The organism is Streptomyces sp. NBC_01410 (assembly GCF_045040195.1).
Lineage (GTDB): Bacteria > Actinomycetota > Actinomycetes > Streptomycetales > Streptomycetaceae > Streptomyces.
In genome coordinates this window covers 2,508,073-2,523,318 of record NZ_CP109530.1, presented here as the reverse complement: position 1 = coordinate 2,523,318, position 15,246 = coordinate 2,508,073, and the positions used below count along the sequence as shown (strand labels likewise).

The following is a 15,246-nucleotide window of genomic DNA, read 5'->3' as shown; positions in this document are numbered from 1 at the left end:
CCGGATGGACGGCACCACCGTGCTGGTGGTGGACGACACCGATGCCAACCGTTACGCCATGGGCGCGGTCCTTCGCAGGGCGGGGCATCTCGTGATCCCCACCGCAAGCGCCGGCGACGCACTGGTCGAGCTCGACACGAGGCTCAAGGCCGGTGCGTTGCCGGACGCCGCGCTGGTGGACGTCGGACTGCCCGACATGAACGGATTCGAACTGTGCCGCCGCATCAAGCAGCTCCCCGTCGTCGCGACCATGCCGGTGGTGCACTTCTCCGCCACCGCCCTCACCCCGCAGGACCGCACCCGCGGCCTGGACGCCGGGGCCGAGGCGTATCTGACGGTCCCCGTCGAGCCGGAGGAGATCCAGGCCGTCATGCGCGCCGCCCTGCGCGGGGCCCGCTCCCGCCACGACGCCGAGGCCCAGGCCGAGCGGATGACGCAGCTGGCCGCCGCGACCATGGAGGTGCACACCGCACGCAGCCCGCAGGAGCTGGCCGACGCGGCCACCGCCGGGACCGCGCGGCTCGTCGGCGGTCCGGCGGTCGCTCTCGTCCTCGGCTCCGGCGGCGAACTGTACGTGGGGCGCGCGGGCGAGCGCGGCCCCCGCCCCGACGAGAGCACGCGCACGGCCGTGGCGCGACTGCTCCAGCGCGCCATGTCCGGACGCACCGGCGTCCAGAGCCTGGTCGCACCCGAACCGCTGTGGCCGGCCGGCTTCTTCCGGCGCGGCCTCGCCACCGACGCCCGGCTCCTGCTCGCCCGCAGCAGCGAGGACCAGCCGCCGGTCTGCCTGGCCACCCCCGGCTACCGCAGGGCCGATCCGGAGGCCGCGCTGCTGCTCACCCAGCTCGCCCGGGCCACGGCCCTGGCCGCCGAATCACTGCGTACATCCGCGGAGGAACGGCATCTCGCCCTCACCCTCCAGCACAGCTTCCTGCCGCAGCGGCTGCCCGAGATCCCCGGCGCCGAGATTGCCGTACGGTACGTCCCCGCCTCCACCCAGGCCGAGATCGGCGGCGACTTCTATGTGACCCTGCCGACGCCGCACGGCGTCCTCGTCGGCGTCGGCGATGTCGTCGGCCACTCCCTGGACGCGGCGACCGTGATGGTCGAACTGCGGCACGCCCTGCGCGCGTACGCCACCGACGAGAGCGACCCGGCCGTGCTGCTGCACCGCCTGGACCGGATGCTCCAGCGCTACCACCCGGATTCCACGGCCACGGTCTGCCTCGCCCTGATGGACCCCCGCGGCGGCCGCATCAAGATCGCGAACGCGGGCCACATCCCCCCGCTGATCGTCTCCGCCGGAGCCACGGCGACCTACGTCCAGACCGCGGGCCCGCTGCTCGGCCTCGGCCTGGACCGGCCCCCGCCGACCGACGCCCGACTGGTCGGGGGAGAGCGGCTGTTGCTGGTCACGGACGGCCTGATCGAGACCCGCGGTACGGACCTCACGGTCTCGCTCGAATGCCTCCGCAATGCCGCGGCCCACGCGCCACCGGGTGTCTCCCCGCTCTGCGACACCCTGCTGGACTGCTTCGGCACGGGCGAGGACGACGTCGCTCTGCTGGCGCTCGAGCTGACCGGCTGCGGCTGAGGGACGTCCGCTGAGGGGCTTGAGCCGAGGGGCTTGAGCCGACGGGGGTTCAGTTGACCTGTTTCTCCAGCAGGACCACCGCGTAACGGCTGCCGTCCTCGGCCACCTTGCGCGGCTCCTCGCCGGCGACCCGGTAGCCCGCCGCCTCGTAGTACTTCCGCAGCGCCGGATTGCTCGACAGACAGTCCAGCCGTACGAACTCCCGCCCCGAGTCGGCGATGCGCTGCTCCGCGTGCGCCAGCAGCAGTCGGCCGAAGCCCTCCGGTGCCGTGTCCCGGTCGATCATCAGGCGGTGCACATACCCCGCCACCGGAGGCTGGATCCCCCAGGCGGGCTGGTCCTCCCACCACAGTTCGTACGCCCCGATGGCGTCGCCGTCCTCTCTCTCCGCGATCCAGACCTCCCCCTCCTTGATCCAGTGCCGGAAATGGTCGGCGTCCTTGTCGCCGGGCTTCCACTGCGCGATACCGTTGAGCTGCATCCAGCGCGCGGCCCCGTCGAAGAGCGCGACAAGGGTTTCCGTATCGGAATGGGCGGCGAGCCGACAAGTGATCTTCACTCCCGCATTATTGACGGGATCGTGGAGACCCGCGAAAGGGTGGGTCCCGCAACCGCCCGGTCCCACTGACCACCCGTGCTGGAGCGCCCGATGCCGCAGATCACCGTCGACTACTCCGACAGCCTCGAGTCCGCATTCGACCGCCGCAGATTCGCGCTCGCCCTGCACCCGCTGATCGTCGAGACGATCGACACCCAGCTCTCCGCCTGCAAGACCCGCTTCCGCCGCGTCGACGAGACGGTCGTCGCCGGGGGCACGCCCGCGGACTCGCTCGTCCACATCGGGATCGCCGTGCTGCCGGGCCGCAGCCCCGAGCTGAAGGCCCAGTTGTCGGAGGCCGTCCTCGAACTCCTCGCCGGTCATCTCGATCCCGCGGAGGGCATCGCGCCCGTCACCACCGCCGAAGTGCGCGACCTGGAGCCGTCCTACCGCAAGCGCTGAGTCGGCACCCGGTCCAGCGAGGGCGCCAGCGAGGGCGCCAGCGACACGAGCCGGCCGACCAGATCGCCGAAAGGCCCATCGGTCGGCTCGTCGCGCAGGACGCGCAGGAGGATCCCCGCCATCTCCTCGTCGTAGGCCGCGCTCACCGCGCACAGCGCCGCGAAGTCATGCACCAGCTGCAACTCCAGCTCGGCGCGCGGGATCCTCCGCCCGTCCAGCCAGATCAGCGCCGTCGACTCGGCGAGCGACACCCAGGACCGTACGACCAACTGAAGCCGCGCGGGCGGCTCGCCGATCCCCAGATGCGCCAGGATCTGCTCGTACGCCGCCTGCCTGACCTCGTCGATCATCGCGTTCGTCGTCGAACAGCCGACCGCGGGACCGCCCCGCATCAGCGCGGAGAACCCGGCCCCGTGCTCGTCCACGAAGTCGAAGAACCGGCCCATGACCCGCAGCAGCCGCGCCCCCAGCGGCCCCTCCGGCGGCTCGTGGAAACGCCCGGCAAGCTCGTCGGCGGCGCGGCGCAGCGCGGCCTCGTACAGGCTCTGCTTACCCGGGAAGTAGTGGTAGACGAGAGGCCGCGAGATACCGGCCGCCGCGGCTATCTCGTCGATCGACACGTCGTCGGGGGAGCGGTGGCTGAACAGCTCGAGAGCCACGCCGATCAGCTGCTGCCTGCGCTCGTCGACGCCCATCCTGCGGCGTACCCCGGTCGTCATGCGCACAGCCTACCCACGGCGGCCGCGCACCTGTTCTAGAGGTCTGGCACCGGCCGCCAGCCCGGAAGCGCGAACGGTGGGCCGGGGGTCTTCCCCGCCCGCCCGCCCCAAGTTGAGGGGCGCGGGGGGTGGGGCGCCCCCGCGGCCCGGGCGCGGCAGCTTCGCGCCGCGGGGGCGCGGGGTCGCGCCGCAATGGCGCGGGTGCGGTGGACTTGGGGTGCCGGGGCCGCGGTGCCGTCGCGCCGCCGGGGACGGCCCCAGACAGGCCGCACAAGCGGTCGGACCACGGTGCGGCAGCGGGTGCCTTGGCTTCGCCGGGCAGCTCATCAGGCCGCGGAGCGGCCGAGATGCCGGGACCGCGGAGCGGTTAACTGGTCCGGCGCGGAGCGCTGGTGTGCGGGCCGTGCGTCCCCTGGTGCCGGGCAACCCGGCACCACATATGGCCGCGGAGCGACCGGGAGACGGGACCGCGGAGCGGTCAACTGGTGGACTGGGCCCGCCGGGGCTCCATGGTGCCGGGCAACCCGGCACCACATCTGGCCGCGGAGCGGCCGAGATTCGTGACCGCGGAGCGGTCAACTGGTCCGGCGCGGAGCGCTGGTGGCGGCCCCGGGAGAGGGACCGCGGAGCGGGCCACAAGCGGGCCACAAATGCACCCGGGACCGGGAAGCCGCGGCTAGTGCAGGGCGCCCACGCGACTCCCGTCGCCCAGGCTGCCGTTGAGCTCCGCCCGGGCCCCCTCCTTCGCCGGGACCGCCAGCACATTGCCCCGCGCGCTCCCGTCGACCCCGCCCGATGTGGTCAGCGACCTGAACTGGTCGCTGCCCGCCGCGAGCACGTACCAGTGGCCCGCCCGGGACTTCCACAGGACGCCCGCCAGGACCTTCGCGTCCCGCACCCCGCAGGACGGCGAGTCCTCGGAACGCGCGGCGATCGCACCGGGGGCGCCCGCCTGCGCGCCGGGTGCCTGGAACTGGGCCATCACCCGGCTCCCCGTGCCCCGCCAGGTCTCCGCCCGCGTGCACAGCCACGCCGCGGTGCCGTTCGACTCGGGCAGGGACTGCTTCGCGTACGTCCACGAGTTGACGCTGCGTACACCGTGCGCCCGCACCCCGGGCAGCAGACAGGCCGTACGGGCCCACGAGGCCCGGGCCGTTTCCCCGGTGACGTCCCGCGGCGCCGACGGCGGGCCCGAGGTGAGCCGGGCCGGAGTCAGTTCGCCGAGGTCGGTGAGCAGCCGCGCGGCCGTGCCGTCACGCAGCTCCAGCACGTCCCAGGTCTTGCAGTCCCTGGCCTGCGCCGGGCTCGGCAGCGGTGAGGTGACCCCGTCCGGGCCCCGGGTCAGCGGCCGCGCCCCGCCCGCCGGGTCGAGCAGGTCCCGTACGGACGTCGCCCGCACCCAGGGCGCCGTCAGATAGCGGACGTTGCTCGGGGTACGCCCCGCCACCAGCGCCCCCGACGAAGCCGCGTCCGCGGCGTCCGTGCGGGCGAAGTCGAGCGCCACGCCCCCGCCGCCGTCCTTCGGCTCGGCGTAGCGGACCACCCGCAGCCCGTCGTGCAGGAGCACCACGTTCGCCCGGTCGACCTCGCCCGCGTACAGCAGCTGCGGCGAACCCATCGGCGGTCCCGGCGGTGTGCCGGGCGTCGCGGAGACCTGGACGGTGCTGCCGGGCCGCGCCCACACGGCGAGCGCCCGGCGCAGCAGGGCCGCGTCATCGGTGAGGCCGCCACGGGTCGGCCAGACGGAGAAGTCCGTACGGGAGGACTGCTGCCATGCCGCGGGGGAGACGCGGATCAACTTGGCCGGGTCCAGGGCGGTTTCGGCGGTGGGATTGCGGGCGTAGGGAGGCGCGGCCGCTCCGTCGGGGCCCCAGCCGTCGCCCGGCAGCCCGAGCAGCGCCCCGCACACCGCGAGAGCCGCGGCCGCGACCAGGGCCGCCTTGACGTGCTGACGGCGCCGCATCAGATCGGTGGGGCGGGCCTGGAGCGAGCACGGATCGAACTCGGCGGATTCGAGCAGCGCGGCCGCGCCCGCCCCCACCGCCGCCTCCATCCCGTCCGCCTCGGCCAGCGCGGCATGCGGGTCCGCCACCCCGGCCGCGCTGAGCACCTGACGTACGTCGGTGTCGGCCAGCTCCTCCAGGCCGCGCAGGACATAGGCAGCGCGGGCGGGCCCGGTGAGCGCGGAAAGGTGCTGGTCCAGGGCGAGTTCGTCGGCTCCGCCGGAGCGGGGGAAGACCCGCAGCCCCCACACATGGGGCAGCAGCGGCGGGAGCTGGGCGCGCCTGGGCCGGGCGAGCCGCTTCAGCGGGAGCCCGGCGTCCAGGGCCTGACGCAGCACCCGTCCCCGTACGTACACATAGCCGGGGTCGGCGTCGCCGGGCGCCCGGCGCGAGCCGGGGATGGAGTCCGCGGGGTCGGCGGCGCCCGCCGGCGTGGTGCGGCCCCGCGGCAGGGAGCGCTGCACGAGCGCGTGCGCGGTGAGGACGCGGCGATTGCGGCCGAGGGTGGGGGGCAGTACGAGATACGCGATCCGTACGAGCCGGGTGTAGTGCTCGACGAGGGCCGCCTCGGCCTGCTCGACCCCGACCGGGCCGGGGTCGGGAGCGGGGGCGGGAGCAGACGGGGCAGGGGTGGTGACGACATCCTGTGGGCGCACGTTCAGCAGAACGAGCGAATGGTCCTATGGTCACCCGCCGCCCCCTGATCGGGGGCCGCCAGTCTCAGGTCCTGTCCGGTCGATCTTGCCGGGCTCGCGTGCCCTGGCACGGCACCTCTCCCCCGTAGCCCTTCGGGCACGGGAGGTACCCCCACCGTTGTCGTAGTCGCCTACGCTCCGTGTGGGCTCGCCCCCTGCCTTCGGCGGGGGGACCCCCATCCTCCGGCCTGCGATGCTCCCCCGTAGCCCTTCGGGCACGGGAGGTGCCCCCATCGCCAGACCCCGCTCACTGATCCGGCCTGATCGACCGGACAGGACCTAGCCGGCCAGCCGTTCGTGGATTTGCTCGATCGCCTGGACCGGCACGCCGAGCCCTTCGACCACGTATTTCTCCATCGTGCCGTAGCGGGCCTCGACCTCGTCCAGCGCGGCCGCCAGATACTCGGGCACCACCCCGATGACCGCGAGGGCGGTCTCGGGGTCGCCGCCCTGTGCGATGAAGCCTTCGATGAGCGGTGCGAAGGCCTGCCGTACCGCCGGATTGACGGCGAGATACTCCGCCTCCACCGCCTCGGGCAGCGCGCCGAGCAGGGTGAGGACGATCGTCGCGGCCCAGCCAGTGCGGTCCTTGCCCGCCGTGCAGTGGAAGAGCAGCGGGCCCGCGTCGGGGTCCGCGACCTCGATCAGGAAGGCGCGGTAGGCGGCGCGCGCCGAGTCTGCGGTGACGAAGCCGCGGTAGGTGTCGGCGAACATCTGCTGGGCCCGGCCGCCGCCCAACTCCCGCTCGGCGAGCACCGGATCGGCCAGCACCTGCTTGAGCCTCGCGGCGGCAGGCAGCAGCCCGGAGGAGACCCGGTCGGCGAGCACGTCGGCGAGGAGCAGCCGGCCACCGGCGGGGATGCGGTCCGGGCGGGCGAGGCGTTCGGCCTGCGTGCGGAAGTCGACGATCGTACGGATCCCGAGGGCGGCGACGACCGGATCGGCGGTGGGATCGAGCCGGTCGAGCTGCCCCGAGCGGAACAACAGACCCGAGCGCACGGCATGGCCCGCGGGCAGGGGCGTGCCTCCGAGGTCGCGGAGATTGGCGACGGTGGTGGCGGGGATCGCGGTCATGGCGGGCGGCTCCCTGGCTCGGACAGGCCCCGAAAGGATCGGAAGGGGGCGATATCAATGTAAACAACCTATGTGACCGACCACCCGCTGAAGTGGACCGTGCTCCGCGCTCCGCCGCCGCCGTTGGCCGCGCTCATGAAAAGTCCCACGTCCTGGACGTCCGCGGCTCCCGGAACGGACACCGTGGCGACCGTGCGCCAGGTGGCGCCGCCGTCCGTCGAGCAGGAGCCGGTGAAGGAGGTCCCGGCGTCGCGGGTCAGCCGGAGCAGCACAGGGGCCTTGACGCCGAGGATGCGTTTGTACGTGTCCAGGGTGCCGTCGCCGTTCGTGTCGTACGACAGGACGACGCCCTGCCCCGGTGTGGCGGCGAGATTCAGGAAACCGGCGTCGCCCGGCCGTGCGAGGCCGTTGCGGACGACGATGCCCGCCCGGGCCCAACTGCTCGTGTTCTCCTGGGAGTCCACCCGCAGCCCGACGCTCGCGCCCGCCCTCAGACCGCCCTGGCGATAGGCGGTGCCGAAGTGGGCGGTGCCCCGCCACAGGTCGGTGCCTCCGCCGTTGATCGCGAACCGGTCGCCGGCCTGCCCGAAGACGGCTGCGTTGCTGGTGTACGTACGCCACCCGGCATCCAGCGGCGACGCGAGGAAGAGTGAGCCCTGCTGGGGGACGGTCACGCGCTCCTCGCCGCGCGGCCCGTACTGCGTGCGCAGCGCGTACGGCATCGCGCGCAGCGGCTCGTCGATGGGCTCGGCCGGGGCCGTCACCCGCCAGGAGACCGTGCCGGTGCCGCCCGCCGGGACACTGTCCAGGAAGGGCTCGCCCTGCGGCTCGGCGTCCAGGCCGGTCAGCTCGAAGTCGACGCGGCCGGTGGACCGCAGCCCGCTGAGGTTGCGGAAGGCGGCCGTGACCGTGCCGGTGCTGCCGGGCGTGAAGGCGGGCGGCTTCACGGTGACGTCGACGTAGCCCTGGTAGGGGGCGGTGGCGAGGGTGTCGTACACCCTGCGGGCCGTGCGGTACGCGTCACCCGTGGCCCGTACCGGATAGGCGCGCCGGTCCTTTGTCCAGGCCTCCTCGGCCGGGTACCAGTCGAAGGGCGCCGGGGCGCGGCCCTCGGCCAGGGCGGTGGCCAGTTCCTCCAGATAGGCCTCCCACTGCGGCAGATGGACGTCGTTGATCAGCCCGTGCCAGTCGCGGTTGGCGTAGTTGCTGAGCTGATTGGCCGCCGCCCGGTCCGCCCAGGTGGTGATCAGCGCCCGGGCCGTGCGCTCCAGCTCGACCGCCTCGTCCGCGCTGGTGGCCAGCCGTTTGGCGTCCTCCAGCCAGGGGCCGAGCAGGAAGGAGCGGTGACAGCCCGCCATCGTGTCGCTCAGCCGCATGAGCCTGAGCCACAGCGCCGAGACGGCGCGGAAGGTGTCCACGTCCTTGTTCTGATAGGCGGCCCGCAGCGGAAGCTGAAGCGTGCGGGAGCGGTTGGCGAGTGCCTGGCGGGCCAGGTCGGTCACATCGTGCCGGTAGGCGTCACTGTCCCGCAGCGAGGGCCGTACGCCGAGCAGCGCCGCGAACGCCCGGTCGAAGCCCGCCGGATCGAAGGCCGTACCGATCGATGAGGTCATGCCGGGGCGGCGGCAGAACAGCGAGTCGTAGGGCCGCCCGTCGGTGCTCGTGAGCTTGTATGCCGTCGCCGCGAGCGCGGCGAAGGCGGCACGCGCCGAGCCGTCCTCGCCGCCGTAGCGGATCTCGGCGTACTCCTCGAACCACGCGTCCCGGTCGATCGTCTCCTCGCGCCAGGCGAGCTCGCTGAACAGCTCCAGCGCGGCCGGGTCGCGCTCGGCGGCCTCCGGCATGTACGCGGTTCCGGCCAGCGCGCTGCCCGGCTTGTCGCGCCAGGCGGTGAACTTGGCCGTCCAGCGGTCGGTGTTCGCGCCGATGGTCGTACGCCCGCCGAAGTTCGGGATGGTGCCGAAGGCGTACGGAGCCCCGCCCCACTCCTTCTCGCGGTCGGTGACCGTGTCCAGGTCGGAGAGCCCGTCCACGATCAGCACCCGGTCGGTGTCGATGGCGTCGAGCAGCGCCGGCCGCGGATTGGCCTGCCAGCCGAGGATCACCCAGGTGGCGCCGGGCCGGGCGGTCTGAAGCGAGGTCTCGACCGCACGGGCGGCGTCGGCGACCGGGACGTCGCCCGGTGTGCCGCCCTCGTGCAGCAGATCCATCTTGAAGTGGAAGGTCTCGCCGAACAGTTCCTCCTGGTGCCGGTAGAAGGCCGCGGCGACATCGGAGAAGCTCTGGGTGCGCGGGTCCAGCCAGTCGGGTCGGCGCAGCCCGTTCCAGGTGCCCTGGGGGACGACACGGGCACCGGGATTGCGGGCGGTGAAGCCGTCCGGGACCGTGCCGAAGTAGCCCGGCAGGACCGGGTGCATCCCGAGCTCGCGCATCCGGTCGGCGATCCGTCTGCCGAGGTCCGCGCGTCGGCCGATGAGCTCGGGGGAGAGCGGGCCGCCGTACCCGCTCATGTTCTGCAGCAGCCACCACGGCTGGTGCGAGGGCGCCGGCAGCCAGGTGCGGGCCTCGGTGTCGGAGTATCCGAAGTCCATCAGGAGGCGGTGGTAGACGGCCTCCTGGCCGGGTGTGACCAGGACTTCGTTGCAGCCGTGCAGGGCGAGGACGTCGAGCAGGCGCTCCCAGCGGGCCCAGTCGGCGTACGGGGCGGTGTAGCCGTCGTGCGTGTCGTTGTACGCGAACCGGTGCGGGACGGTCGCGGAGCGCTCCAGCGCCGTGCGCGGCGCGGGCAGCAGCGCCGGCAGGTCGAGCTGACTGCCCGACCAGGAGATGTGCGCCCGGCAGACGTACTTGAGGTACCAGTGCACCCCGGTGAGCAGTACGGCCGCACTGGTGCCCTCGACCTCGACACGGCCCCGGGAGCCGGTGACCCGGAAGCGCTCGGGGCCCTCCAGCGCCCGCAGCCGGAACTGGCCGGCGTGCCGGGGCAGCAGGCGCCCGAGGGCCTCCCGGGCGGGCGAGGTGGCGAACGGCGCCTCGGGCGCGGCGGCCGCCGATGCGTGCCCGGTGAGTGCCGCACCTAAGCCGATTGCTCCCGCGGTGCCCAGTACCGTACGTCTCGACAACCCGGCCATCGGCGCTCCTCCATGTTGCTCCCGTCACAACAGGTGCGTGCGTCGCGCAGGTTACCGGGAGTTCGGCGGCGCGAAAGGCGGCCGACAAGGCACGATGGCCGGATGCGGACGAGTACGAACACGGGCGCGAGGCGGACGGCCCGCGCAGCACTGGCAGTTCTGGCACTGACCCTTGCCGCGGCCTGCGGATCGGGCGACGAGGGCGACGGGCGTGGCGGGGACGGCGACAAGGCCCCCACGACGGCGACCGGCACCCTGGAGCAGCTGGCTGAGCAGGCGAAGTGCAAGCCGAACATCCAGACGGACGCCGCCGAGCTGCGGCAGGCCAACTGCACGACCGGCGACGGCAAGTATGTGCTGGCCACCTTCGCCACCGACCGGGGCCAGCGCGAATGGATCAACGAGGCCAATGACTACGGCGGCTCGTACCTGGTGGGCCGCAGGTGGGTTGCGGTCGGCGACGCCAAGGTGGTGACCGCGCTGCGCGGCCGGCTCGGCGGGACGGTGGAGACCGGCTCGGAGCACCACTCCGGGAGCACCGGTGACAGTGCCGGGAGCGAGGGCGGCCACTCGGGACACCACGGGAGCTGACAGAAAACGACCGGATCGGCTCCCCTTCCCAGGGGAGCCGATCCGGCCGTTTCAGGCGCTTCGTGTCAGTGGGTCACTGGCACTTCTGGCCGTTGTTGATGCAGTTCACCACCTTGTTCATCAGGTTCTCGTCGAAGACGTTGATGAAGTCGCCGTGGTCCGTGATCGGCTTGTGCAGCTGCTCGGGGAAGGAGTCGACCGCGAAACCGGGACCCGGCGGGACGTCATAGACGATCCGCTGGACCAGCTGGGGAATCGCCTGGAATCCATTGCCGCAGTTGCCGTTCTCGTCCGCGAAGGCCACATGCGTGCGGTGATTGGCGCTGTCGGTGTTCTGGCCGTCCCAGCAGCTCTGGAACTTGAAGGAGCGCACCACCTGGCTGCCCTCGGGGCAGATCGGGTACTTGTCCTTCAGCTGACGGTCCTCGAAACCGGTGCAGCTCCAGGAGGCGTTCGCGTTCGCGTCGCCGTTGACGAATGCCTTCGCGTCACCGGTGATGATGCGCAGGAAGCGGGGCATCGCGGTCACCTTGCTGACCGGGTTGCCGACGAAATTCAGCGTGACCTCGGACGGAGTCTGGATCTCTCCGACGTTCTGGTCCTTGCCGCCGCCGTCCGCATCGGCGTCATTCTCGTTCTGTCCGTTCTGCAGACGCAGCACCGGCCAGTAGTACGTGGACTTGTCGCCCTGATTCTGGCAAGTGGTGTCCCCGTTCGCGAGATCGTCGTCGCTGGCGAAGGCGTCATTGGCCTGATTGCCGACGTAGTCGTGCATATGGTGCGCGCCATTGCTCACACCAGGGGCGACGATGACATTGTCCGGATTGAACTTGCCGTTCTCGTTCGTTCCGCACTCGGTGGCGAACGACCCTCTGGAGCCGCCGCGGCGCTGCTGCGGCTGCTGGACGTTGGGCTGGACGGACTGGATGTCTACGAAGTCGGCTGCTTCGGGGCCATTGCCGGCCTGTCCGCCGCCGTTGCCCTGATCGTCGCCCTGACCATCGTCATTGCCCTGGTCATCGCCCTGATTGTCGTCCTGGCCGCCATTTTGGTCACCATCCTGACCGCCGTCCTGGCCGTCGTTCTGACCGTCGTCGTTGTTCTGGTCGCCGTTCTGGTCGCCCTGGTTGTCGGCGTTGTCGTCGCCGCGCAGGCTGCACTGAGCGAGGGAGTCAAGTCCCTGGGGCGGCTGGCCGGACCGGCCGATCGCGATGGAAATACGCTCGATGCTCGCCGTCCGCTTGTCCTTCAGCGGATTCAGAATGGCGTTCTGAGCCAGCTGTGGATCCCGTTCGATCTCCTCCTTCTGGTCTGCGAACTGCTTGTACGCGTCGGTGATCTGGCTGTCCATCTTTGCCAGCTCGCCGTCGACCTCCGGACGTGCCTGATCTGGCACCTCGCGGATATCGTTCGCGACCTCGGGGCAGTCGATCGTGGAGATCTCAGCTCCGGCGTTCTTCGTCTGCGTCTGCTCGTTTTCCTGACCGGACCAGGACCAGCCTTCGCCCGCGGATGCATACGTATTGACCGCGACCAGCCCACCCCCGCCCAGGATCAATGCGGCCGAGGCAACGATCGCCCGGTTCGCCAGCGTCGAGCGTTTTCTTGTGCGTCCCATGGAACTCCTCTGCTTCGTCGTCGGGTGTGGGTATAAGGGGGTCCCGACTGAGGGAGAAGCGCGACCATCCATACGGGTGGGGCTCATGGGGTGTTCAAGCCGAGCGGGTTTGAAGCAGGAATTCGTAGAATTCTCCAGAAGCAAACCCGGTGGATTGCGCCGAAGTCGGACGGCGGCCGGGATGGCAGGATGGGGCGCATGACCGAGATCCACACCCCCAGGCTCCTGCTGCGCCGCTGGCGCGAGGACGACCTCGCCCCCATGGCCGAAATCAACGCGGACCCGCAGGTCATGCAGTGGATCGGAGACGGCTCCGTGCACGACGCGGAGCAGACCGCCGAGGAGATCGAGCGCTGGGAGGAGGAGTGGGACGAGGAGGGCTTCGGACTCTTCGCCGTCGAACTGCTTGCCTCGGGCGAACTGGCGGGCTTCGTCGGCCTGTCCGTGCCCACCTTCCTGCCCGAGGTACTGCCCGCTGTGGAGATCGGCTGGCGGCTCGGCACCCCGTACTGGGGCCAGGGGTACGCCTCCGAAGCCGCCGCCGCCACACTGGAGTTCGCGCTCAGGGACCGCGGCCTGGACCGGGTGATCAGCATCGCGCGGCTGGGCAACGACGCGTCGGAGAACGTGATGCGCAAGCTCGGCATGGAGCTGGACCACGAGACGACGCACCCGGTGTACGGCTTCCCGCTGCACGTCTACGCGATCGACCTCAGCGAGTACGAGGCCTGACGGGCCGTCGCTCAGCCGCGGTCGAGATACGCCAGCACGGCGAGCACCCGCCGGTTGTCGTCGTCCGACACCGGCAGGCCCAGCTTCACGAAGATGTTGGACGTGTGCTTGGCCACCGCCCGCTCCGTGACCACCAGCTGTGAGGCGATCGCCGCATTGGAACGGCCCTGCGCCATCAGCTCCATGACCTCCAGCTCACGCGGGGTCAGTCCGCCCATCGGCTTGTCCTGCGACCGCCGCGACAGCAGCTGGGAGATCACCTGCGGATCCATCGCCGTCCCGCCGGCCGCCACCCGCCGTACCGCGTCGATGAACTGCTCCGCGTCGAAGACCCGGTCCTTGAGGAGATAGCCGACCCCGCCGTTGCCGTCGGCCAGCAGCTCGCGCGCGTACAGCTGCTCCACATGCTGCGAGAGCACGAGCACCGGCAGTCCCGGCCGGGCCCGCCGCGCCGCCAGCGCGCACTGCAGGCCCTCGTCCGTGTGCGAGGGCGGCAGCCGGACGTCGACGACGGCGACGTCCGGCTCCAACTCCGCGAGCGCCCTGGTCAGTTCGGGCCCGCTCTCCACGGCCGCCAGGATCTCGAAGTCGTACGCCTCCAGCATGCGGACCAGTCCGTCACGCAGCAGGAACAGATCTTCGGCTAGAACAACGCGCAAGGGATCTCCATGGTGACCATGGTGGGGCCGCCCGCAGGGCTGCTGACGGCCAGTACGCCGTCGAATGTACCGAGCCGGCGTTCGATGCCGCTCAGTCCCGACCCGGTGCCGATCGTCGCGCCGCCCTTGCCGTTGTCCGTGACCGCGATCCGCAGCGAGCCGCCCGAATACGTCAGGTCGACCCAGATCCGGTCGGCCCCCGCGTGCTTGACCGCGTTGGTGAGGGTCTCGCTGACGGCGAAGTACGCGGCCGACTCGACCGGGGCGTCGGCGCGGCCGGGCAGCTCCACGTCCACCTCGGTGCTGACCGGGAGCCGCAGCGCCAGAGCCTTGACCGCATCCCCGAGCCCGCGCTCCGCAAGGACCGGCGGGTGGATGCCGCGTACCAGGTCGCGCAGTTCGGTCAGCGCCTCGGCGGAGGACTCGCGGGCATTGGTGATGAGCTCCTTGGCCTGTGCCGGGTCCTTCTCGATGAGTGCCTCGATGGTGCCGAGGTTCATGCCCATCGCGACCAGCCGGGCCTGCGCCCCGTCGTGCAGATCCCGCTCGATACGGCGCAGTTCGGCCGCGGAGGTGTCCAGGGCGTCGTGCCGGGTCTCCGTGAGCCGGTCGATGCGCTGCTCCAGTTCCCTCTCGTGGTTCGGGGCGAGCATGGTGCGGGTCAGCCTGAAGTGGGCGCGGACCAGCAGGGTGTTGGCGTTCATCGCGACGGTCAGCCAGACCACGCCGAGGAGCGCGGCGAGGCCCGCCGTGGCCCAGCTGTCGACCGGGACGAACGCGTACCAGTATGTGCCGTCCGCCTCGACGATCGGCTTCCACAGGCCGGTCAGAAGCAACAGCCCGAAGATGCCGTCCAGTACCAGCGCGGGTGCGAGGATCGCGACGATGGCCCCCGCCGTCATGTCCACGAGCAGCCACTGCATGTCCCGCCAGGTCGCCGGGTCCTTCAGCATCAGCGTGCAGCGCTCGACCTGCCCGATGACGCCGGTGCGCAGGTCGCGCGGGAAGGGGCGGTACGGGACGGGGATGCGCAGCGACGACCACCGGGCCGCCAGCAGCCGCCGCTGGTTGGCGTGGGCCCGCACCAGGGTCAGCACGGCGGGAGTGGTGAAGACACCCACACCGATGGGGATCAGGGCGATGGAGACCACCGACAGGACGAAGAGAGTGATCGACCCGATCAGCCCCATCAGTGCCAGGGCCAGGCCCTGTGCGCCGGCCACCACCGCGTCACGTGCCTTCGTCGCCTTCATGGCTTCCCCTCGTTGATCGGTCTCGGACACCAGTGTGGGCGCAGCCCGTGGTCGACCGCACTGGGCTTCGCCCCCGGGTGGGGGTGTACCTGGCACCACCCCTCTGAGCTCGCCTTTCGTCTCCACGAGAGGGGGCTCTGACGGCTGGGGCGCGGGCCCGCGGATTCCTAGCGTCGT

The 15,246-nt window shown here is 71.6% G+C and carries 12 protein-coding genes; 4 read left to right on the top strand and 8 right to left on the bottom strand.

Annotated features, from left to right (window positions below; all coding sequences use genetic code 11):
• Positions 1-4: 4 nt before the first annotated feature.
• A complete protein-coding gene (locus OG741_RS11635) occupies positions 5-1,594 on the top strand; it encodes a SpoIIE family protein phosphatase (protein ID WP_405596762.1) in 1,590 nt (529 codons plus the stop codon).
• A 49-nt stretch (positions 1,595-1,643) separates the two neighbouring features.
• On the opposite strand, the gene OG741_RS11630 is transcribed toward OG741_RS11635, so the two are convergent.
• The gene (locus tag OG741_RS11630) at positions 1,644-2,153 is read right to left on the bottom strand and encodes a GNAT family N-acetyltransferase (RefSeq protein WP_405596761.1); all 510 of its coding nucleotides are present in this window, start codon (positions 2,151-2,153) and stop codon (positions 1,644-1,646) included.
• Between the two features lie 90 nt (positions 2,154-2,243).
• On the opposite strand from OG741_RS11630, the gene OG741_RS11625 reads away from it, so the two are divergent.
• The gene (locus OG741_RS11625) at positions 2,244-2,594 is read left to right on the top strand and encodes a 5-carboxymethyl-2-hydroxymuconate Delta-isomerase (protein ID WP_405596760.1); all 351 of its coding nucleotides are present in this window, start codon (positions 2,244-2,246) and stop codon (positions 2,592-2,594) included.
• On the opposite strand, the gene OG741_RS11620 is transcribed toward OG741_RS11625, so the two are convergent.
• The 4 genes from OG741_RS11620 to OG741_RS11605 form a co-directional block, all read right to left on the bottom strand.
• Entirely contained in the window at positions 2,579-3,313 is a 735-nt protein-coding gene (locus tag OG741_RS11620) for a TetR/AcrR family transcriptional regulator (protein ID WP_405596759.1), read from the bottom strand. The two genes, OG741_RS11625 and OG741_RS11620, sit on opposite strands and share 16 nt — an antisense overlap.
• 676 nt (positions 3,314-3,989) lie before the next feature.
• Positions 3,990-5,972, bottom strand: a complete 1,983-nt coding sequence (locus OG741_RS11615) for a hypothetical protein (protein WP_405596757.1) — start codon at positions 5,970-5,972, stop codon at positions 3,990-3,992.
• A gap of 318 nt (positions 5,973-6,290) precedes the next feature.
• Positions 6,291-7,085 carry a tyrosine-protein phosphatase gene (locus OG741_RS11610; RefSeq protein ID WP_405596755.1) on the bottom strand — a complete coding sequence of 265 codons (795 nt, stop codon included), beginning with the start codon at positions 7,083-7,085 and terminating at the stop codon, positions 6,291-6,293.
• A 68-nt stretch (positions 7,086-7,153) separates the two neighbouring features.
• Positions 7,154-10,216 (bottom strand): alpha-N-acetylglucosaminidase, encoded by a 3,063-nt coding sequence (locus OG741_RS11605; RefSeq protein WP_405596754.1) that lies wholly within the window; start codon positions 10,214-10,216, stop codon positions 7,154-7,156.
• Positions 10,217-10,318: 102 nt separating this feature from the next.
• Between OG741_RS11605 and OG741_RS11600 the strand changes: the two genes are divergently transcribed.
• Positions 10,319-10,807, top strand: coding sequence for a hypothetical protein (locus OG741_RS11600; protein WP_405596753.1), 489 nt, complete (start codon positions 10,319-10,321; stop codon positions 10,805-10,807).
• Positions 10,808-10,880: 73 nt separating this feature from the next.
• Here OG741_RS11600 and OG741_RS11595 read toward each other — a convergent pair whose 3' ends face one another.
• Positions 10,881-12,425 (bottom strand): DUF1996 domain-containing protein, encoded by a 1,545-nt coding sequence (locus OG741_RS11595; protein ID WP_405605516.1) that lies wholly within the window; start codon positions 12,423-12,425, stop codon positions 10,881-10,883.
• 198 nt (positions 12,426-12,623) lie between these two features.
• On the opposite strand from OG741_RS11595, the gene OG741_RS11590 reads away from it, so the two are divergent.
• Positions 12,624-13,157 (top strand): GNAT family N-acetyltransferase, encoded by a 534-nt coding sequence (locus OG741_RS11590; RefSeq protein WP_405596752.1) that lies wholly within the window; start codon positions 12,624-12,626, stop codon positions 13,155-13,157.
• An 11-nt stretch (positions 13,158-13,168) separates the two neighbouring features.
• Here the strand turns inward: OG741_RS11590 and OG741_RS11585 are convergent, their stop codons facing one another.
• Together OG741_RS11585 and OG741_RS11580 are read right to left on the bottom strand one after the other, a co-directional pair.
• Complete coding sequence (locus OG741_RS11585) at positions 13,169-13,816, bottom strand: LuxR C-terminal-related transcriptional regulator (RefSeq protein ID WP_405596751.1); 648 nt, start codon at positions 13,814-13,816, stop codon at positions 13,169-13,171.
• Complete coding sequence (locus OG741_RS11580) at positions 13,801-15,069, bottom strand: sensor histidine kinase (protein ID WP_405596750.1); 1,269 nt, start codon at positions 15,067-15,069, stop codon at positions 13,801-13,803. Before OG741_RS11580 ends, OG741_RS11585 begins: the two co-directional genes overlap by 16 nt.
• Between the last annotated feature and the right edge of the window lie 177 nt (positions 15,070-15,246).

Coding starts and splice junctions, on each gene's coding strand:
- OG741_RS11590 (WP_405596752.1), top strand. CDS start 12,624: ATGACCGAGATCCACACCCCCAGGCTCCTGCTGCGCCGCTGGCGCGAG.
- OG741_RS11620 (WP_405596759.1), bottom strand. CDS start 3,313: ATGACGACCGGGGTACGCCGCAGGATGGGCGTCGACGAGCGCAGGCAG.
- OG741_RS11625 (WP_405596760.1), top strand. CDS start 2,244: ATGCCGCAGATCACCGTCGACTACTCCGACAGCCTCGAGTCCGCATTC.
- OG741_RS11580 (WP_405596750.1), bottom strand. CDS start 15,069: ATGAAGGCGACGAAGGCACGTGACGCGGTGGTGGCCGGCGCACAGGGC.
- OG741_RS11635 (WP_405596762.1), top strand. CDS start 5: ATGGACGGCACCACCGTGCTGGTGGTGGACGACACCGATGCCAACCGT.
- OG741_RS11595 (WP_405605516.1), bottom strand. CDS start 12,425: ATGGGACGCACAAGAAAACGCTCGACGCTGGCGAACCGGGCGATCGTT.
- OG741_RS11605 (WP_405596754.1), bottom strand. CDS start 10,216: ATGGCCGGGTTGTCGAGACGTACGGTACTGGGCACCGCGGGAGCAATC.
- OG741_RS11600 (WP_405596753.1), top strand. CDS start 10,319: ATGCGGACGAGTACGAACACGGGCGCGAGGCGGACGGCCCGCGCAGCA.
- OG741_RS11610 (WP_405596755.1), bottom strand. CDS start 7,085: ATGACCGCGATCCCCGCCACCACCGTCGCCAATCTCCGCGACCTCGGA.